Consider the following 17384-nt stretch of genomic DNA (forward strand, 5'->3'; position numbering starts at 1 on the left):
CAGCAACAGAACCCTGTTTATATCAAGACATTGATATTGAATAAAATAGTGTCGTGGTTATAGATTATTTATTTGACTTAGAAGGACAAACCATATCAGTACCAGAAAATGTGACTTTCAATTTTGGTGGAGGAGATATTATTTTGATAAGTTGTACTTGATAACATATTGGTAATCGATTCTCAGGTTTTAGTGTGCTAATTAATACTGTTGCTAGTAGTAACTCCTGTATTACTGAGAATCGTGCTATTGAGATCTCAGAGAATTTATTTCGTCATTTAACAAAAACTATGGTTTAACATTTGTATTAATTTTGATATTGTAACCATCAAAATTAATACGAATGAAGGGATTATATCTCTGTGTGTTTTCGTGGTAATAATTACGTAATTAGGGATAACATTGTGTCAACGCTATGGATATTGAAGGCGTCAGAAATACTACAGATTATGAGTGGTAAATAAATTTTGAAGCCTTCTTTTTTTAAGAAAATCAAAGTTTTTTTTGAGGAACTACTTTTTTTAAACCTATAATTTTCCTTTTCAACCTCCTTTTTTCCCTCTTCCCATATTTAATTTTTGTTTAATAATCGTATCAGCGTTTATTGCCGATATTAATTCATTAACGAAAACACAGAAAATGAAAACACTGTCTTTGTATTTTTGTTTATTCTTATTACTTATATCGTGCTCTAATGATGATGATGGTAGGGTATTAAGTGATCTCAATACTATTCTTTCTTTCAGTATTAATGAGCAACAGGGTTTAATAAATAATAATGAAATTGTCCTTGAGCTAGATATAGGAACAGATATTTCGGCTTTGGCTCCGATTATTGAACATACGGGAGCAAGTATAGTTCCTGCTAATGAAGTTGCACAAGATTTTACAAATCCTGTAGTGTATACCGTCGTTGCCGAAAATGGAGATACTCAAGAGTTTATTGTTACTGTGACCGTGGCAGAACCAAGTAATTTTAATGATATTACTTCTTTTAGTATTAATGAACAACAAGGTGTAATAAATAATAATGAAATTACACTTTTATTAGATACAGGAACAGATATTACGGCTTTGGCTCCAGTTATTGAACATTCAGGAGTAAGTATAGCCCCAGAAAACGGTTTAGAACAAGACTTTACAGAACCTGTAGTGTATACCGTCGTTGCTGAGAATGGAGATACTCAAGAATTTATTGTAACCGTAACTATTTCTTCGGGCACAGCATCAGGAACAGAATTTATTACCACTTGGTCTACAAACGAAATTACGATTCCCACAAATAAGGAGTTTACCTATATGTATGATGTTGATTGGGATAACGACGGAATTGTAGATGAATCCGGAATACAAGGAGATGTTACTCATGTTTTTGATACCAATGAGGAGCATACCATACGAATAACAGGTGTTTTTCCTTCTATACAATTTGGGGGTGATAGTAATGGCGAAGATCATGCTAATAAGATTATCTCTGTAGACCAATGGGGGACAGGAGTGTGGTTATCGATGGCAAATGCATTTGAGTTTTGCGAAAAGCTTGTAATTCTTGCAACCGATGTTCCTGATTTATCTAGTGTTACTGATCTGTCTTCAATGTTTACCGATGCTTTTATTGTTAATCCCGATATAAGCAATTGGGATACAAGTAATGTGACCAATATGAGTTTTATGTTTGCAGGAGCAAAGTTAGCCAATCCTGATGTTAGTGGTTGGGATACAGGTAAATTGGTTCAGCTAACTGCTATGTTCTTAGGTGCCGAATTAGCGAATCCTGATATAAGTACTTGGGATATTTCTAATGTTACTAATGCCAATGCAATGTTTAATGATTCTGCATTGTCAACTGAAAACTATGACAAGTTACTCATTAGTTTTGCTAATCAGACGCGACAAAATGATGTTGACTTTTCTGCTAATACTACTAAGTATTGTTCTGACGAAGCCCAAGCGGCAAGAGCCGTTTTAATTGATGATAGTAATTGGGATATTACAGATGATGGCATCTGTTTCTAATGATTAACTATGGATTTTTACCAGAGAGGGTCGCTTTTTCAAAGTGTAACTCACATCATGTATTAGAAGATCGATGATTTAGAAGAAGGTGTTTTGTCCAGAGCTATTTCAGAATTGAAATATATACATATATAAAAGCGCCACAATATTTTGTGGCGCTTTGGTTACAATATTTTGCTGCCCTTTTAGGTCCAAAAGTTTATATTGAATAAAAGGTTTTAATTTCTACTAGACTGCAGCTGGTGTAATCAGGGTTTCATCATTTTTTTCTTCTATTTCAGCCACTCTTTTTTTGCTGAATCTCACCTTAATTCTATTTACTATATAAAATAAACATGGTACGATAATTAGAGTTAAGAACGTAGCGATAATTAAACCATAAATTACAGCCCAAGCCAAAGGCCCCCAGAAAATTACATTGTCTCCTCCCAAATAGATTTTTGGATCACCTGTACTAAATAATGAAAAGAAATCAATATTAAATCCAATAGCTAGAGGGATAAGCCCCAAAACTGTAGTTATTGCCGTAAGTAAAACAGGTCTTAAACGTGCTCTACCACCTTTAACAATAAGATTCATAACCTCTTCATTAGGCAAAAGATCTTTTTCAGGAACATTGAGTGATGCCTTTTTACGGTCAATAAGTAGTTGGGTATAATCTAGTAGGACGACCCCATTGTTTACTACAATACCGGCCAATGAAATAATCCCCATCATAGTCATCATAATTACGAAAGAAGCTCCGGTAATTAATATTCCTCCAAAAACCCCAATAAAACTTAAGAAAATAGCAATCATTATGATTGTAGGCTTAGAAATAGAGCTGAATTGGAAGATAAGGATTAGCATAATTAATCCCAGCCCAGAGAAAAAGGCTCCCATCAAAAAAGACATTTGTTTTCCTTGTTCTTCAATTTGTCCTGTATAATCTATTTTGACACCTCTGGGTAATTTTTTGAAGCTTGCCATTTCGGTTTGAATTTGTGATACAATGGCACCAGCATCGGTAAAGCCAGGTTGTAATCCAGAATAAACGGTCACAACTCTCTTAGTATCTTTATGTTTTATAGCACTAAAAGAAGAGGTGTTTTTTTGTGTTGCAACTGCAGACACCGGTACTTCTTTTAATTGGCCATTAGAAGGGTCTCTAAATGTGATATTTTGATTAAAAATAGCACTAGTGTTATATCGATTTTCTTCATTAAATCGAACATAGATATCATAATCTTCACCATCTTTTTTATAAACACCTGCTTTTTCTCCGAAAATAGAACGTCTTAATTGATTTCCTACTTGTCCTGCTGCCACTTGTAGCTCTCCTGCCTTTTGTCGGTCGACCACAACCTGCATAGCGGGTTTGCCTTTATTCACATCAATTTTTAGTTCTTCAATACCAGGGATGTTCTTTTCATTAATAAAATTACGCATTTGCTCTGCGATATTTATTAAGTCATCATAATTAGGCCCTTCGATTTCTATGTTAATAGGATATCCCGCAGGAGGTCCTACGGCATCTTTTTCTACCGAGATAGCAACTCCGGGGTAAATACCTTTTAATTCTTCTTGTACTTTACTTCGTAAAACCTCAGAATCTTTTCCTTTTCTGAATTTATACTCTCGCATTGTAGCAGTAATCTTGGCGCGGTGTGGCATTTCGGCACTACTACCTCCATCGGTTTGAGGATTACCGGCTCCTTCACCTACCTGAGATACCGCAGATTCTACTAAGAAGTTGTACTCCTGGCCTTCGATATACTCATTGTCATTAACAACAGCATATACACGTTTCTCAATATCTTGAGTGATCTTATTGGTTTTTTCGATATCAGTTCCCTGAGGGTATTCTATATAGACAATAATCTGGTTCGGGGTATTGTCAGGAAAGAATTCTACTTTGGTACGCTGACTCCCTACAGATCCACCAAACATTGCAAAAACTACGAATAATAGAATAAAAGTTCCTATTACAAAGCCATACGATCTCCATCCTTTTAAAGCAAATCTTAAAAAACGTTGGTATAGATTTTCTAACCATACTAGAAATCTGCGCTGAAAAACATTGGCAGCACCTTTTAGAGCATATTTATATACCCAAAACATGATAGCAGTAAAGATCATGAGTGTCCCTAGTGCTCTCACAGCTCCACCTACTACTAAGATGAATATTCCGATACCTACTAAAATGATGCTTAATCGTATTAGTTGTTTGACAGTAAGGATTTTTTCGCCTACCTCCATAAATTGAGAAACGAGCATCGAGTTAATAAAAATTGCCACAAATAATGAAGATCCCAATACTACTGATAATGTAATGGGGAAATAGATCATAAATTGACCCATTACTCCTGGCCACATTCCTAACGGAATGAATGCTGCAACCGTTGTAGCTGTTGATACTATGATAGGAAAAGCGATTTCTCCGATTCCTTTTTTAGCGGCTTCAATTCTTGACATCCCCTCTTCCTCCATCAATCGATAGACGTTCTCTACTACAACAATACCATTATCAACCAGCATTCCTAATCCCATGATAAGGGCAAATAGGATCATTGTGTTCATCGTATATCCTAGAGCAGATAGGATCATGAAGGACATAAACATAGACATGGGGATCGCAAACCCAACAAATAATGCATTTCTAAAACCTAAAAAGAACATAAGAACGCCCACAACCAGAATAATTCCAAAAATGATATTATTAACAAGGTCACTTACTTGATTATTGGTTTTTTCTGATTGATCATTTGCTACTGTTACGCTTAGATCATTAGGGAATACATTCTCTTTAGCATCTTCAATAATACTATTTATTTTTTCTGCCGCTTCAATCATGTTTTTACCAGAACGCTTCATCACATCAAGCATGACTACATTATGGCCAAATTCTCGGGCATAGGTAGTTTTATCTTCTTCCTTGAACTTTACTTCTGCAATATCTCTTAAGTAAACGGCACCATTTTCGGATTTTACGACAAAATTATCTAATTGGGTAGGTTGGTTGATCTCTCCCAATATTCTAATAGTTCTTCGTTGCCCACTGGTGATCATATTTCCTGCCGACATGGTTACGTTACCATTTCTTATGGTGTTAATCACATCATCAAAACTAACCTTTGCAGCCATCATTTTATAGATGTCTACGGCTACTTCTACTTCTTTTTCTTGTGCACCTCGAATTTCTGCCTTTTTTATTTCCTTAAGATCTTCGATTTCTTCTTCGAGATATTCGGCAAATTCTTTTAATTTATCTACAGGATAATCCCCAGCAATATTAATATTCATGATAGGTGTTTCCTCAGAAATACTCAAGTCAAAGACATTAGGTTCTACCTTTGCCCCATTAAATGTAGGCCAATCTTCATTTGATTTTTCAGAGTCTACTTCGTCTTTTACTTTTTGCTTTGCAGCAGCAACGCTAAGCTCTTCATCAAATTCGACGGTTATAATCCCATAATCCTCTTGTGATGTCGATAAGGTTTCTACAACACCACTTAGGTTTTTTAATTTATCCTCAAGCGGATCAACAATTAGTCGTTCAATATCTTCGGCAGTGTTTCCGGGATAGGGAACACTAATGTAGATTTTAGTTTCATTAATTTCAGGGAAATTTTCTCTTGGCATAGAGAAATATGCAGAGAGTCCTAAAACCAGAAATATGGCAATCATTACATAAATGGTAGTTGGGTTGTTAATAGCCCAGGAGGAAAGACCGAATTCTTTCTCTACCTTTTTTTTGTTAACTTCCATAGTGGATTACTTTAAAATTTTAACTTTTTGTCCATCTTTTACACTTCTAGCACCTTCACTAATGATGGCATCTCCATTTTGGATTCCTTGGGTGATCTCTATCAAATCTCCCTGTGTTTTTCCTGTGGTAATAATTACCCTTTTGGCTTGTGCTATATTTTCAGCATTTTTGTTTGATGTTACATACATATACTGATCTCCTTCGGCATTTTCAGAAATAATACTTTGTGGTAAAAGGATTGCTTTTTCACTAGTATAGTCGTTGATTTTCACCTTAGCTGTTAGATTTGGTTTTACAGTCCCGCCATTTGATGGTACCGCAATTTCTACTATAAAAGAACGGTTATTAGGATTAATGTAATTACCTACTTGTCTAATTTTTGCTTTGCTGCTTTTTCCTAAAACCGGGAAGAATACTTCTACATCTTTACCTGTAGTGATGTTAGGGAGATATCTTTCTGGCACTTCAGTTTGTATATACATATTATCAAGATTGATAATTCGAATCAATGGAGTTTGCCCCGGAGCCACTACGGTTCCTTGTTCAGAAATAATATCATCAACGATTCCCGAAAAAGGAGCATTAATTGTAGTTTTAGCTAATTGACGTTTGATTTGGTCTACAGCATTTTTTTGTGCTTCGTAATTTGTTTTTGCCTCGAGAAATTGAATTTCTGAACCAATTTTTTGATCCCAAAGTCTTTTCTGACGATCAAAAGTAGTTTTGGCTAATTGTGCCTGAACTTCTATCTGAGATAATTGTTGGCTAAGTCCACCATCATCAATTCTGGCAAGTAGTTGGCCCCTTGATACTTTCTGTCCTTCTTTAACATAAACAGTAGTCAGGATACCACTCATTTCTGGATAGAGTACAATATTTTTTTTGGTTTCTACATTTCCTTGCAATTCTAGATAATGATTAAATAGGGTGTCTTTTGCTGTAATAGTAGTTACCAAAGGAAGTTTTTGCACAGAATCAAGAGAAGCAATAGCTGCATCTAATTGTTGCAATTGATCAGCAACGGCTTGTTGTTGTGCAACGATTTCTGTTCTTTTGGTTCGTAATGCTGTAAGATTGCCTTCTTCTATGATCTTATCAATAGATGCTGCGTCTTTTTGTCCACATGATACAATGAGTATAGCTATGGATACTATGGCTAATATCTTTTTCATAATTAGGATTACTTAGTATTGGGTGTGTTTAAAATCGTTTCTAGTTCGGCTTTTTTGTTGATTATATTTAACATTGCATTCAACATTTCATCTTGAGAAGAATATAGTTGCAATTGTGCTTGTCTTAGTTCAAAGCTACTACCAAGCCCTTCTGAATATTTAATCTGATTCTTTTTTTCGATACGTTCGGCGAGTCCGAGGTTTTGTTTAGCGGTATCATAACTTTCTATAGAAAATTTAAAATCACTAATGGCAGTATCATATCTAAGTTGAATCTCCTGTTGTGTTCTTAAAAAGTCGGTTTTTGCCTGCTTGTCTGCAATTTTTGCTTGTTGCGTACGAGCACTTCTGCGCAACGAACTGAAAATTGGGATATTTAAGCTTGCACCCAAAATTGAAGATTGAAACCAAGGAGTTTCGCTCTCTAAGAATACAAAATCATTATCAAAGGCCGTTGTACCATAATTTACAAAAGCTGATAAAGAGGGTAAAGCTCTACTTTTCTCGAGCTTTAATTCTAATCGGGTTTGTTCGGTAAATAATTCTGCTAATCGATAATCTATGTTATTCTCGATTGCAAATGGTTTGTCAACGATAGATTTCTCCATTTTTTTCATTGATAAACTTTCTAAAGTATCAGAAAGAACGGTATTAGAATTGATATCAACACCTAATGAAAGATTAAACATTTGCATTGCTATTTTTTCTAGACGTTCTGTATTGCTTAGTTGATTCTGTATCTGTAACAGGGTGATCTGAAGTTGTTCGACATCTTCTTCTTCTGCAAGTCCGTTTTCAAAAATAGTCTTGGTTTCTTGGTAATTTTTGTCAAGAGCAGCAATATTGTTTTTAAGAATTTTTACGCTTTCTTGAGCGACTAGCACATTTCCGTAAGCATTAATTACACCTTTGCGAACTTCTAATTGTGTCTTTTCTGCTACATCATCAGTATATTGAGAATAACTCTTTGCAGCTTCTATACCTACTAGGTAAGATCCATCAAAAATAAGTTGTGACAAGGTTGCGGTTGCAGAAAGTTGTTGTTTGACTCCGAAAATAACAGGAGAAAATGTTCCTTCTTCCCCACCAAAAAACTCACTCGGAATTAATGTTACAGGTTGTTTTAGTTGATTTTGATAATCAACGGATCCATTAATTTGCGGTAGACCGTCTGCTGTCGCTTCCCACTTTCTTTTGAGGGCCTTGGCAACATCACGCCTGGCATTGATGGATTGATAACTATTTTCTAAGGCGAATTCAACAGCTTCTTCTAGGGTGAATGAATATTGCGATGACACAGGTGTGTCTTGCCCATATGCAGACAATATAAATACGCTGTAGAAACACAATGACCAAAAGTAATTTTTCATATGGTTTACTGGTTTATTAATTTGTTTAAAATATGAAGTCCTTTTTCTGTGGCAATACCTCTTACATGATACTCAAGGTAATCAGCCATTAATTTTGACATAGGATAGCGTTGTACAGGAAACATATCCTGATCTTTAATACCCATCATTCCTATAAAATAAAGTCTCGATGTAATTTCGACGTCAATTCCTGTTCTAAAAACTCCTTTTTCAATACCCCTTTGCAGGTTTTCGATGACACACTCTTGCATAACCTCGAATTGTTTTTTCTTGAGTATATCATGTATTTTGGGGTAATATTTCTGGAGTTGATATTGAGGGGATGTTTTTTCGTCTTTAAGATGTTCTATTAGAAAAGCCTTAATTGCATATAATTCTTCTATGGGTTCTTTCTTTTCTTCTAAAATAGTGTCTATACCGTCACAGATCGTACAGAATAGATAATCGGTTGTAGCTTCTACAAGTTTGGTTTTGTTCTGAAAATGAGCATAGATTGTTTTTTTGGAAATACCCATTTCTGAAGCAAGATCATCCATAGTTACGCTCTTAAACCCTAGGTTTAGAAACAATTCGTTTGCTCTTTCAATTATTTTCTCTTTCATTAAAGGGGTTCTAAATATGGGTCAAATGTACACAAGGAAACTTTAAAAACAATAAAAGTTTCCTAGGTTTCACAGTTTTTTAACACCCTTGATATTTTATTAATTTTGTGGTAACAATAAAAGGTATATTTGTTTCAGGAATTTTTATTTTACTTTAGCAAAAAAAAGTAGCGTGCACACAATTTCTGAGTATCAACAGTATTTTTTAGAATACTTATCCAAAAAAACAAATACCAAAGAGCCTAAAAACTTATATGAACCTATTTCTTATATTCTCAAGCTAGGAGGTAAGCGATTACGCCCTGTATTGGTATTGATGACTTCCGAAATTTTTGACGTATCCTATAAAAAGGCGTTGGATGCAGCACTTGCTGTAGAAACATTTCATAATTTTTCTCTTATACATGACGACATTATGGATGATGCTCCTCTACGAAGAGGTAAAGAAACTGTTCATGAAAAGTGGGATATCAATACAGGAATTCTTTCTGGTGATGCAATGCTGATTAATGCATATCAGTTGTTTGAAAATTATGAAGGTGCAACGTTTAAAGAGTTGGCAAAACTATTTACAAAAACGGCTATAGAGGTTTGTGAAGGGCAGCAATATGATATTGACTTTGAGACTCGAGATGATGTTACGATTCCTGAGTACATAAAAATGATTGAATATAAAACCGCAGTTTTGGTGGGTGCGGCTATGAAAATGGGTGCCATTGTTGCGGGAGCTTCAGAAAGTAGCGCTTCTTCAATCTATGATTTCGGAAGATTACTAGGGCTTGCATTTCAGCTTCAGGATGATTATCTAGATGCTTTTGGGGATCCAGCGACTTTTGGAAAACAAGTAGGGGGTGATATTATCGAAAATAAAAAAACGATTTTATACCTTAAAGCATTAGAGTTTGCTACTAAAAATGAGCAAAAACAATTACAAGGATTATTTTCTCTTACTCCAGATGACCCAACAGAAAAAATACAGATGGTAACCTCGCTTTTTGAATCAACAGGAGCCAAAGAAAAGGCTCGATTAGAAATAGAGGACTACACCCAAAAGGCTTTTTCCTTGTTAGATAATATGTCTATTACAGAGGATAAGAAAGAAATACTGCGGCTTTTTGGTGAAAAACTAATGAATCGAAGTGTCTAAAAATTATAATTTATTATCTACAAAACAGTGGTTAGAAGAGGTTTCTGGGTCAGAATTATATCCTCAATTTCTAATGCAATTACAAAAAGATATTAACCGTGCTGGGATTGATTATGTTTTAGAAAGTAAAGAACCTTGGGAAGTCTTTGTCGAGTTAGAGAATTTGATCTCCAATAAATTACAGGATTCAGGGGGTTTTCATGAGTATGTAAACTTATTATATGCAGTTGACGTTTCTGAAACTAAAATAAGAAATCTCGACTCAGAGGATAGTTTTGATATTTCAAAGTATGCCACGTATTTAATTTTAAAAAGGGAATGGCAAAAAGTTGGGTTTCGAAATTCTTATTGATATGAATTTTACAATTATAAAGTAATTTTTTGATGCCGACATCAGAATATGGTTTGTCAAAATCAATGAACGCAATTTCACTGAAAATGGGGGTTTATATAGTTTCTTCTTAAAGTACTTTTGGGCTTACTATATTGCATTCATTATTAACCATAAATCATTTTATTTGTTATGACTTCAATCAACAAAATGGCGTTGCTATTGTTCGCTGCTATGTTCATGTTTTTTATTTCTTGTGAGAAAGAAGAATTTGAGAGCATATCTCTCAACGAAAATCAATCAAATACCGATTTTACTCCAATGTCTTTTGGCGAGTTAAAGGGTAAATCAAGAACGGCAAGTTTAGAAGCAAAATCAATATCCGATACCGTTATTACTTGGGCTAGTGAAGATGGTTTTTACTTTGAACAATTAGGGAATTATATATACGAAAATCCGGATTCGGGAGATGATGTTGAGCAATATACAGTTTGGCTTGAGGATACTAACTTTATGTATGCCATAAAGACATCAACAGGTGAGTACTATGCCCTGCCAAAATGGGATCAAAATAATTTGAGGTTTTCATACCTGTATAGTTTTGATGAGGGCATTTGGTTGCCGAATAAAGAAGTAAGATACTCCAGACAAGAATCTGACGATGATTTTTTAATCAATTTTAAATATATTACCAATAGGTATGTTTCTATTGATTGGGATAGAGACGCATTCTTGGGCTATACATATGATATTTTTTTGAATGGAGAAAAAATTAAGGAAAATCTAACCGATTCGCGAGCACTTTACCTTTTTAGATCACTTAATGAAGATACATATTATGAAGCCAAAGTTGTTGCTAAAACAGAAGGGGCTATCGTAAAGATCAATTATTTTTCATTTACAACAAGAAAAACCATTGAGATTTCTGATTTTGATCTTGAGATTATCGATATTGCAACAGATGCAATTACCTTGTCATGGTCGGTTCCAGAAGTAACCAATTCATCGGCAGAGATAGAGTATCGTGTCGTTGTTGGGGGAGAACAAACTTTTACGACGAATACAACGATACAAATTACAAATATTCAAGTAACCTCCTTAGATATTCATGTGCTTGTAGAAGCAATAGTAATAGATGAAACGTATACTGTGCGTAATGCCGTGCATAATGATTTTAGATTAGCAGGTCAGCCTATAGAGGATAATAGCGTAACCTTCAATGCGCGTCAGGCATCTATTGGAGAACATCTCGTTCAATGGAATGAACCTGTATCACCAGATGGACAAGATTTTATATACGCTGTTTATATTGATGATGGTAACGATACAGAATTTGTAACAGAACTTCCTGGTACAGTGACTTCAATTGATATGTCAAATTACATAGGTGCATACTTCGGTTTAATTTATGAAGTATACATACAGGCGATTTTTGCAAACGGAACTTCAGCGACTTCACGCGTTTATATGATCATGGAAGATTTCTAGCAAATTTAAACTATAACTGGCATTAGAGGTTTTTTGAAATTGTCATAATTTTAAATAGAGGATAAGGTGTCTTACCTGAAAACGGGGTATGACTTTTCACTGAAAAAGGGGGTATCAGATGGTTCTTCTTAGGGTACTTTTGCTTGTTATATAATAAGTTATTAACCATATATTTAAAATTATGACAGTCACATTAAAAAAGATGGCATTGCTATCTCTTACTCTAGTACTTTTTATTACTTCTTGTGAGAAAGAAGGGTTTGAAAATGAAACCTTTACAGAGTCTGCTACCACACCAACACCAGACTCGTTTGAAGAACTAAAAAATCAACGATTTACTAATTCAGAATTTATAGAGTCAAAATCAGCTTCGGATACTATAATCACCTGGGCTGCTGAGGATGGTTATTATTTTGAAAGAGTAGGTGATACTGTTTATGGGAATCCTGATACCGGAGAAGCAGAAAAATTCTCGATTTGGAGTGAGGATACAAACTTTTTGTTTGTTACAAGTGCCGGGGCATATATAGCATTGCCTAAATGGGATATCGATGTTTTAAGAAGTTCTTGGGTATACAGTTTTGATGAAAGCGCATGGTCACAGGATAAGAAATTTAGATATACACGTCAAGATTCTGACGATGATTTTGTAATTGACACCAGAAATATTTCATCAAATCACATACAATTTAGATGGTATATTGGTGCTTGGACAAATTATACAGATTATAGATATGATCTTTTTGTAGATAACGAAAAAGTTGAAGAGAATTTGGCATACAGTAGTTATCAATATCATTCGATTTGGGGATTAGACGTGGATACAGAGCATGATATTCGAGTAGTTGCCAAAAGTCAGGAGGCAGGTGCTGAATTACGTATTAAAGATTTTACAATTAGAACCGATAAAAGAGTAGAGGTCTCAGATTTTGAAGTAAGAGTAAGTAGTATAACTGAAAGCAGTGCCAAAATCTCTTGGACCATACCTACAGTAACGAATGCTCCCGAAAATAAAGTGGATAAGTTTTTGGTTCAGGTATACATTACTGGAGCAAATAGTACAGCTGGGTATACAATTTATGATGACTCAGAAATAGTTCTTAATTTTAATACAAACAGTGCGGATGAAATTACGGGTTACGAGTCTCCAGAAACTACAGGGTATTATACATATACTCCTCCGTCAGTTGTAGGTACCTCTATCACCTTTGATAGTCCTGTGTCAAAGTCATTGCAAATAAGAGTACTTATAAAGCCAGTTATTAAAACAAGTGACCCAGATGAGTCTTATTTTACCTCTACCTTGGTAGGAGAATATTCGAGTTATTTTCAGTTATTGAATTAATATAATAATTAATAGAATATTGAGCACGCTTTATAAGACAACCTGTTTTAAAGAAAAAGCAGAGGGTTTTATAAAGCGTTTTTATTAAAGGTTTTAGAAGTAGTAAGACATATCAGTTATCCATTCATAAAGTATGAATCTATTTTAAGTAACTTTCAGATCATAAAATATGGTGTTACTTATAAATTCGAAACACCACTATTTTTTGAGATTTTTACCGAAGAAAAATTAAAATCAGAAGATGCGCTAAAACTACTTCCTGTCTTAACATTCATAAATTTCCACTGATATCCTGTTTTGGTCTGAGTAATAGGAGATCGAGCAATAGCATTCATGGGCACTCCTAGATAATCGGCAATAATCGAGTTAATTTTTTTACTCAATTCGGGAGTATCAATTTCTTTTGTTCCTTTTGCTTGATGTGTTTTTTTAACATAATAAGGATTATTAGCAGGGTCATAATTAGATTGCACTGTTTCTTTGCTACCTGAGCATCCTACCAGTAAAATGCTAATACCTAATGTGTAGAGTTGTTTTTTCATCGGGGACTTATTTTGTTGTTAGAACATAAATATAGTAAACCCGTAGTTTTTTTCTAGTAAATCAGTAATCAAAATATTATAAAACAGATGATTGCGCTGTTTTTGTCGACAAAAAGCATATAGGTAAATAATATGATGTAGTAAACTTACAAGAAAACCCGAACAAAGGGGATGTATGCACTGCCGTAGATGCTTGTGTCGGTATCATATAAAATGTCATATTTTACACCCGCACTTATTTTGCCTACGCGATATGCCACTCCTAGAAAAAGAGCAGGATACCAATATGTGTCCTTTATTGTTTGATTTTCTATTGTTACGCTACGATTTACAAACATTTCTTCAAACTCAGCAGAAAATTGAAGTGCCTGAGAAGCATTTGCCAACATAATTAAACTTCCACCATAATTGGTACTCTCACTTTCACTTTGTGTGCCGATATTATCATTAGAGAAACTACTATATCCAAAATGTAATCCTACTCCTGCATTGAACCAATTATTAAATTCATAGATGGCAGAAGGAGCAATGTAACCAGTAAAAGAATCATTAGAGAACCCCAAACCAATACCACCGCCAAATCTTACCTTAGACCAGAAGTCTTTATCCTGAGAATGTACATTTTGCAACAAGAAAACAGCGAAGAGAAGCAAAAAGCACTTTTTGATATCTTTAATTGCCGTCGCTTTGATTGTTAATTTCATAAAAAATTACAAGATAAATATAAATAATTCAACACCTAATATACTGTAATTGTTGTATTTTTGTTGCGTTTTATCATTAAAAAGATAGTTGAATACTTACATATGGATAAATATTCATTTTTGAATGCGGCTAATACCGCATTTTTTGCAGATTTATATGATCAATATTTACAGAGCCCCGATAGTGTAGAGCCAAGCTGGCGTGCATTTTTTCAAGGTTTTGATTTTGGATTAGAGAGTGCCGATGGATCAGGAGAGACTATATATGTAGAGAAGTCGTCTGAAGAGACAATTGCTGTGCCTCAGAATGTTCAAAAAGAATTTCAGGTAATTCGCCTTATTGATGCATACCGAACCCGAGGACATCTTTTTACTAAGACCAATCCGGTAAGAGATAGAAGAAAATATACCCCAACGCTAGCATTAGAGAATTTTGGACTAAGTCAGGCAGATCTTAACACTGTGTTTAATGCAGGAGAAATTATTGCGATAGGCCCAAATACTTTAAGTAATATTATTGTTCATCTCGAACAAATTTATTGCGATGCTATTGGTATTGAGTATATGTATATCCGTAATCCTGAAGAAAGAGAATGGATTCAAAGTCGTATTAATTTTAATACGAACAGAACTAAGTTTTCTGCAGATCAGAAAAAGCATATTCTTAAAAAATTGAATCAAGCGGTTTCTTTCGAAAGCTTTTTACATACAAAATATGTTGGGCAAAAGCGTTTTTCTTTAGAAGGAGGAGAATCTTTAATTCCTGCGCTTGATGCTTTAGTAGAAAAGGCTTCTGACATGGGAGTTAAGGAGTTTGTGATGGGAATGGCGCATCGTGGTCGTCTTAGTACCTTAACAAATATTTTTGGCAAAAGCCCGAAAGATATCTTTAGCGAGTTTGATGGTAAGGATTATGAAGAGGCAGTATTTGATGGAGATGTAAAGTATCATTTAGGATGGACTTCTAAACGAGAATCAGATACAGGAAAAGCAATAAATATGAATATTGCCCCGAATCCATCTCACTTAGAGACTGTAGGTGCAGTGGTTGAAGGGATTACAAGGGCAAAACAAGATCGTCATTATAAAGATGATATTTCTCAGGTATTACCAATAGTTGTGCATGGAGATGCTGCTGTTGCCGGACAAGGTCTAGTATATGAAATTGTTCAAATGGCACAATTAGATGGATATAAAACAGGAGGAACCATTCATATCATAGTGAATAACCAAATAGGATTTACGACAAATTATCTTGATGCACGTTCATCAACCTATTGTACTGATGTTGGTAAAGTAACTTTATCACCTGTACTACATGTCAATGCAGATGATGCAGAAGCTGTAGTGCACGCCGCAAATTTTGCATTAGATTTTAGAATGAATTTTGGGCGAGACGTGTTTATAGATTTACTAGGATACCGTAAGTATGGTCATAACGAAGGTGATGAACCTCGTTTTACACAACCAAAATTATATAAAGCCATTGCAAAACATAATAATCCTAGAGATATTTATGCAGATAAACTTACTGCAGAAGGTATTATAACTAAGGAGTATGTAAAGCAATTAGAAACAGAATATAAAGCATCTCTAGAAGAAGAATTAGAAGATTCTAGAAAACAAGAAAAGACCGTCATTACACCATTTATGCAAGATGAGTGGACTGGGTTTGTGAGAGTGCAAGAAGATGAGATGATGCAAGTAGTAGATACTACATTTTCGAAAGATGCACTTACAGAGATTGCTGAGGTAATTACAAAATTACCAGAAGATAAAAAATTCTTGCGTAAAATAGAACGATTGATCGAGCAGAGACAGAAAATGTTCTTTGAAAAAGATCAATTAGATTGGGCTATGGGAGAATTGTTAGCATACGGTTCTTTGCTTAAAGAAGGATACGACGTACGATTATCTGGCCAGGATGTAGAAAGAGGAACATTCTCTCATCGACATGCTGTGGTAAAAGTAGAAGATAGTGAAGAAGAAATCTTATTGCTTAATAATCTTAAAGGTGAACAAGGCGATTTTTATGTATACAATTCGCTTCTATCTGAGTATGGCGTAGTTGGTTTTGATTATGGATATGCCATGGCAAGTCCTAAAACATTGGCTATTTGGGAAGCACAATTTGGGGATTTTAGTAATGGAGCCCAGATTATGATTGATCAATATATATCTTCGGCAGAAGACAAATGGAAATTACAGAATGGTTTGGTGATGTTGCTACCTCATGGGTATGAAGGACAGGGTGCAGAACATTCTTCAGCAAGAATGGAGCGTTATTTACAATTATGTGCCAAGGATAATATGTTTATTGCTGATGTAACTACACCTGCAAACCTGTTTCACTTGTTACGTAGACAAATGAAAGCAGCATATCGTAAACCATTAATTGTGTTTACTCCCAAAAGTTTATTACGCCATCCAAAAGTTGTTTCTTCGGTAGAAGAGTTTACAGATGGAAGTTTTCAGACAATCATTGATGATCCTATTGCAAAGGCAAAGGATGTAAAAACATTGGTTTTTTGTACTGGTAAGTTTTACTATGATCTCTTAGAGGTCAAAGAAGCATCTTCAAGAAATGATGTTGCTTTAGTTCGATTAGAACAACTATTCCCACTTCCTGCAACAGAAATGGATGCTTTAATCAAGAAGTATGGTGCTGATGATATAGTTTGGGCACAAGAAGAGCCTAGAAATATGGGTGCATTAAGTCATATTTTGATGCATTATGATGAAGCAAAAACTTTTAGATTTGCAAGTAGGAGACCATACGGTGCTCCTGCAGCAGGTAGTTCTACAAGGTCTAAAAGAAGGCATCAGGAAGTAATTGATTATGTTTTTGACAAAACAAAAGATAATCAAAAACGAAAAAAGAAGTAAGACGATAAACTAGATTATAAATTAGAATATTTT

Annotated in this window: 12 protein-coding genes; 6 read left to right on the forward strand and 6 right to left on the reverse strand. The window is 34.7% G+C overall.

Translation table 11 applies throughout. The features are described from left to right. The first annotated feature begins 639 nt into the window (after positions 1 to 639). Complete coding sequence (locus DZ60_RS0106715; protein WP_025741324.1) at positions 640 to 2016, forward strand: BspA family leucine-rich repeat surface protein; 1377 nt, start codon at positions 640 to 642, stop codon at positions 2014 to 2016. A gap of 228 nt (positions 2017 to 2244) precedes the next feature. Here the strand turns inward: DZ60_RS0106715 and DZ60_RS0106720 are convergent, their stop codons facing one another. From DZ60_RS0106720 to DZ60_RS0106735, 4 genes are read right to left on the reverse strand one after another with little or no spacing between them, the layout of a single operon-like run. After that, on the reverse strand, positions 2245 to 5763 hold the full coding sequence (locus DZ60_RS0106720; protein WP_025741325.1) for an efflux RND transporter permease subunit: 3519 nt from the start codon (positions 5761 to 5763) through the stop codon (positions 2245 to 2247). Between the two features lie 6 nt (positions 5764 to 5769). Next, entirely contained in the window at positions 5770 to 6936 is a 1167-nt protein-coding gene (locus tag DZ60_RS0106725; protein ID WP_025741326.1) for an efflux RND transporter periplasmic adaptor subunit, read from the reverse strand. An 8-nt stretch (positions 6937 to 6944) separates the two neighbouring features. Continuing rightward, positions 6945 to 8306: a TolC family protein gene (locus DZ60_RS0106730; RefSeq protein WP_025741327.1), complete on the reverse strand. Its 1362-nt coding sequence runs from the start codon at positions 8304 to 8306 to the stop codon at positions 6945 to 6947. A gap of 5 nt (positions 8307 to 8311) precedes the next feature. After that, on the reverse strand, positions 8312 to 8908 hold the full coding sequence (locus DZ60_RS0106735; protein WP_025741328.1) for a TetR/AcrR family transcriptional regulator: 597 nt from the start codon (positions 8906 to 8908) through the stop codon (positions 8312 to 8314). Positions 8909 to 9080: 172 nt separating this feature from the next. On the opposite strand from DZ60_RS0106735, the gene DZ60_RS0106740 reads away from it, so the two are divergent. The 4 genes from DZ60_RS0106740 (at position 9081) to DZ60_RS0106755 (ending at position 13219) form a co-directional block, all read left to right on the forward strand. Continuing rightward, positions 9081 to 10055: a polyprenyl synthetase family protein gene (locus tag DZ60_RS0106740; RefSeq protein WP_025741329.1), complete on the forward strand. Its 975-nt coding sequence runs from the start codon at positions 9081 to 9083 to the stop codon at positions 10053 to 10055. Then, complete coding sequence (locus tag DZ60_RS0106745; protein ID WP_025741330.1) at positions 10048 to 10407, forward strand: hypothetical protein; 360 nt, start codon at positions 10048 to 10050, stop codon at positions 10405 to 10407. Before DZ60_RS0106740 ends, DZ60_RS0106745 begins: the two co-directional genes overlap by 8 nt. Before the next feature lie 171 nt (positions 10408 to 10578). Next, positions 10579 to 11874 carry a hypothetical protein gene (locus DZ60_RS0106750; RefSeq protein ID WP_152537384.1) on the forward strand — a complete coding sequence of 432 codons (1296 nt, stop codon included), beginning with the start codon at positions 10579 to 10581 and terminating at the stop codon, positions 11872 to 11874. Between the two features lie 181 nt (positions 11875 to 12055). After that, positions 12056 to 13219, forward strand: a complete 1164-nt coding sequence (locus tag DZ60_RS0106755; RefSeq protein WP_034228955.1) for a hypothetical protein — start codon at positions 12056 to 12058, stop codon at positions 13217 to 13219. A gap of 179 nt (positions 13220 to 13398) precedes the next feature. Here DZ60_RS0106755 and DZ60_RS0106760 read toward each other — a convergent pair whose 3' ends face one another. After that, positions 13399 to 13761 carry a hypothetical protein gene (locus DZ60_RS0106760; protein WP_025741333.1) on the reverse strand — a complete coding sequence of 121 codons (363 nt, stop codon included), beginning with the start codon at positions 13759 to 13761 and terminating at the stop codon, positions 13399 to 13401. Between the two features lie 146 nt (positions 13762 to 13907). Then, positions 13908 to 14465, reverse strand: a complete 558-nt coding sequence (locus DZ60_RS0106765) for a hypothetical protein (protein ID WP_034228958.1) — start codon at positions 14463 to 14465, stop codon at positions 13908 to 13910. Positions 14466 to 14567: 102 nt separating this feature from the next. On the opposite strand from DZ60_RS0106765, the gene DZ60_RS0106770 reads away from it, so the two are divergent. Next, positions 14568 to 17351 (forward strand): 2-oxoglutarate dehydrogenase E1 component, encoded by a 2784-nt coding sequence (locus tag DZ60_RS0106770; protein ID WP_025741335.1) that lies wholly within the window; start codon positions 14568 to 14570, stop codon positions 17349 to 17351. The last annotated feature ends 33 nt before the right edge of the window (positions 17352 to 17384 follow it).

The sequence above is a fragment of the Aquimarina pacifica genome, assembly GCF_000520955.1.
In the GTDB taxonomy this organism is placed as follows: Bacteria; Bacteroidota; Bacteroidia; order Flavobacteriales; family Flavobacteriaceae; genus Aquimarina; species Aquimarina pacifica.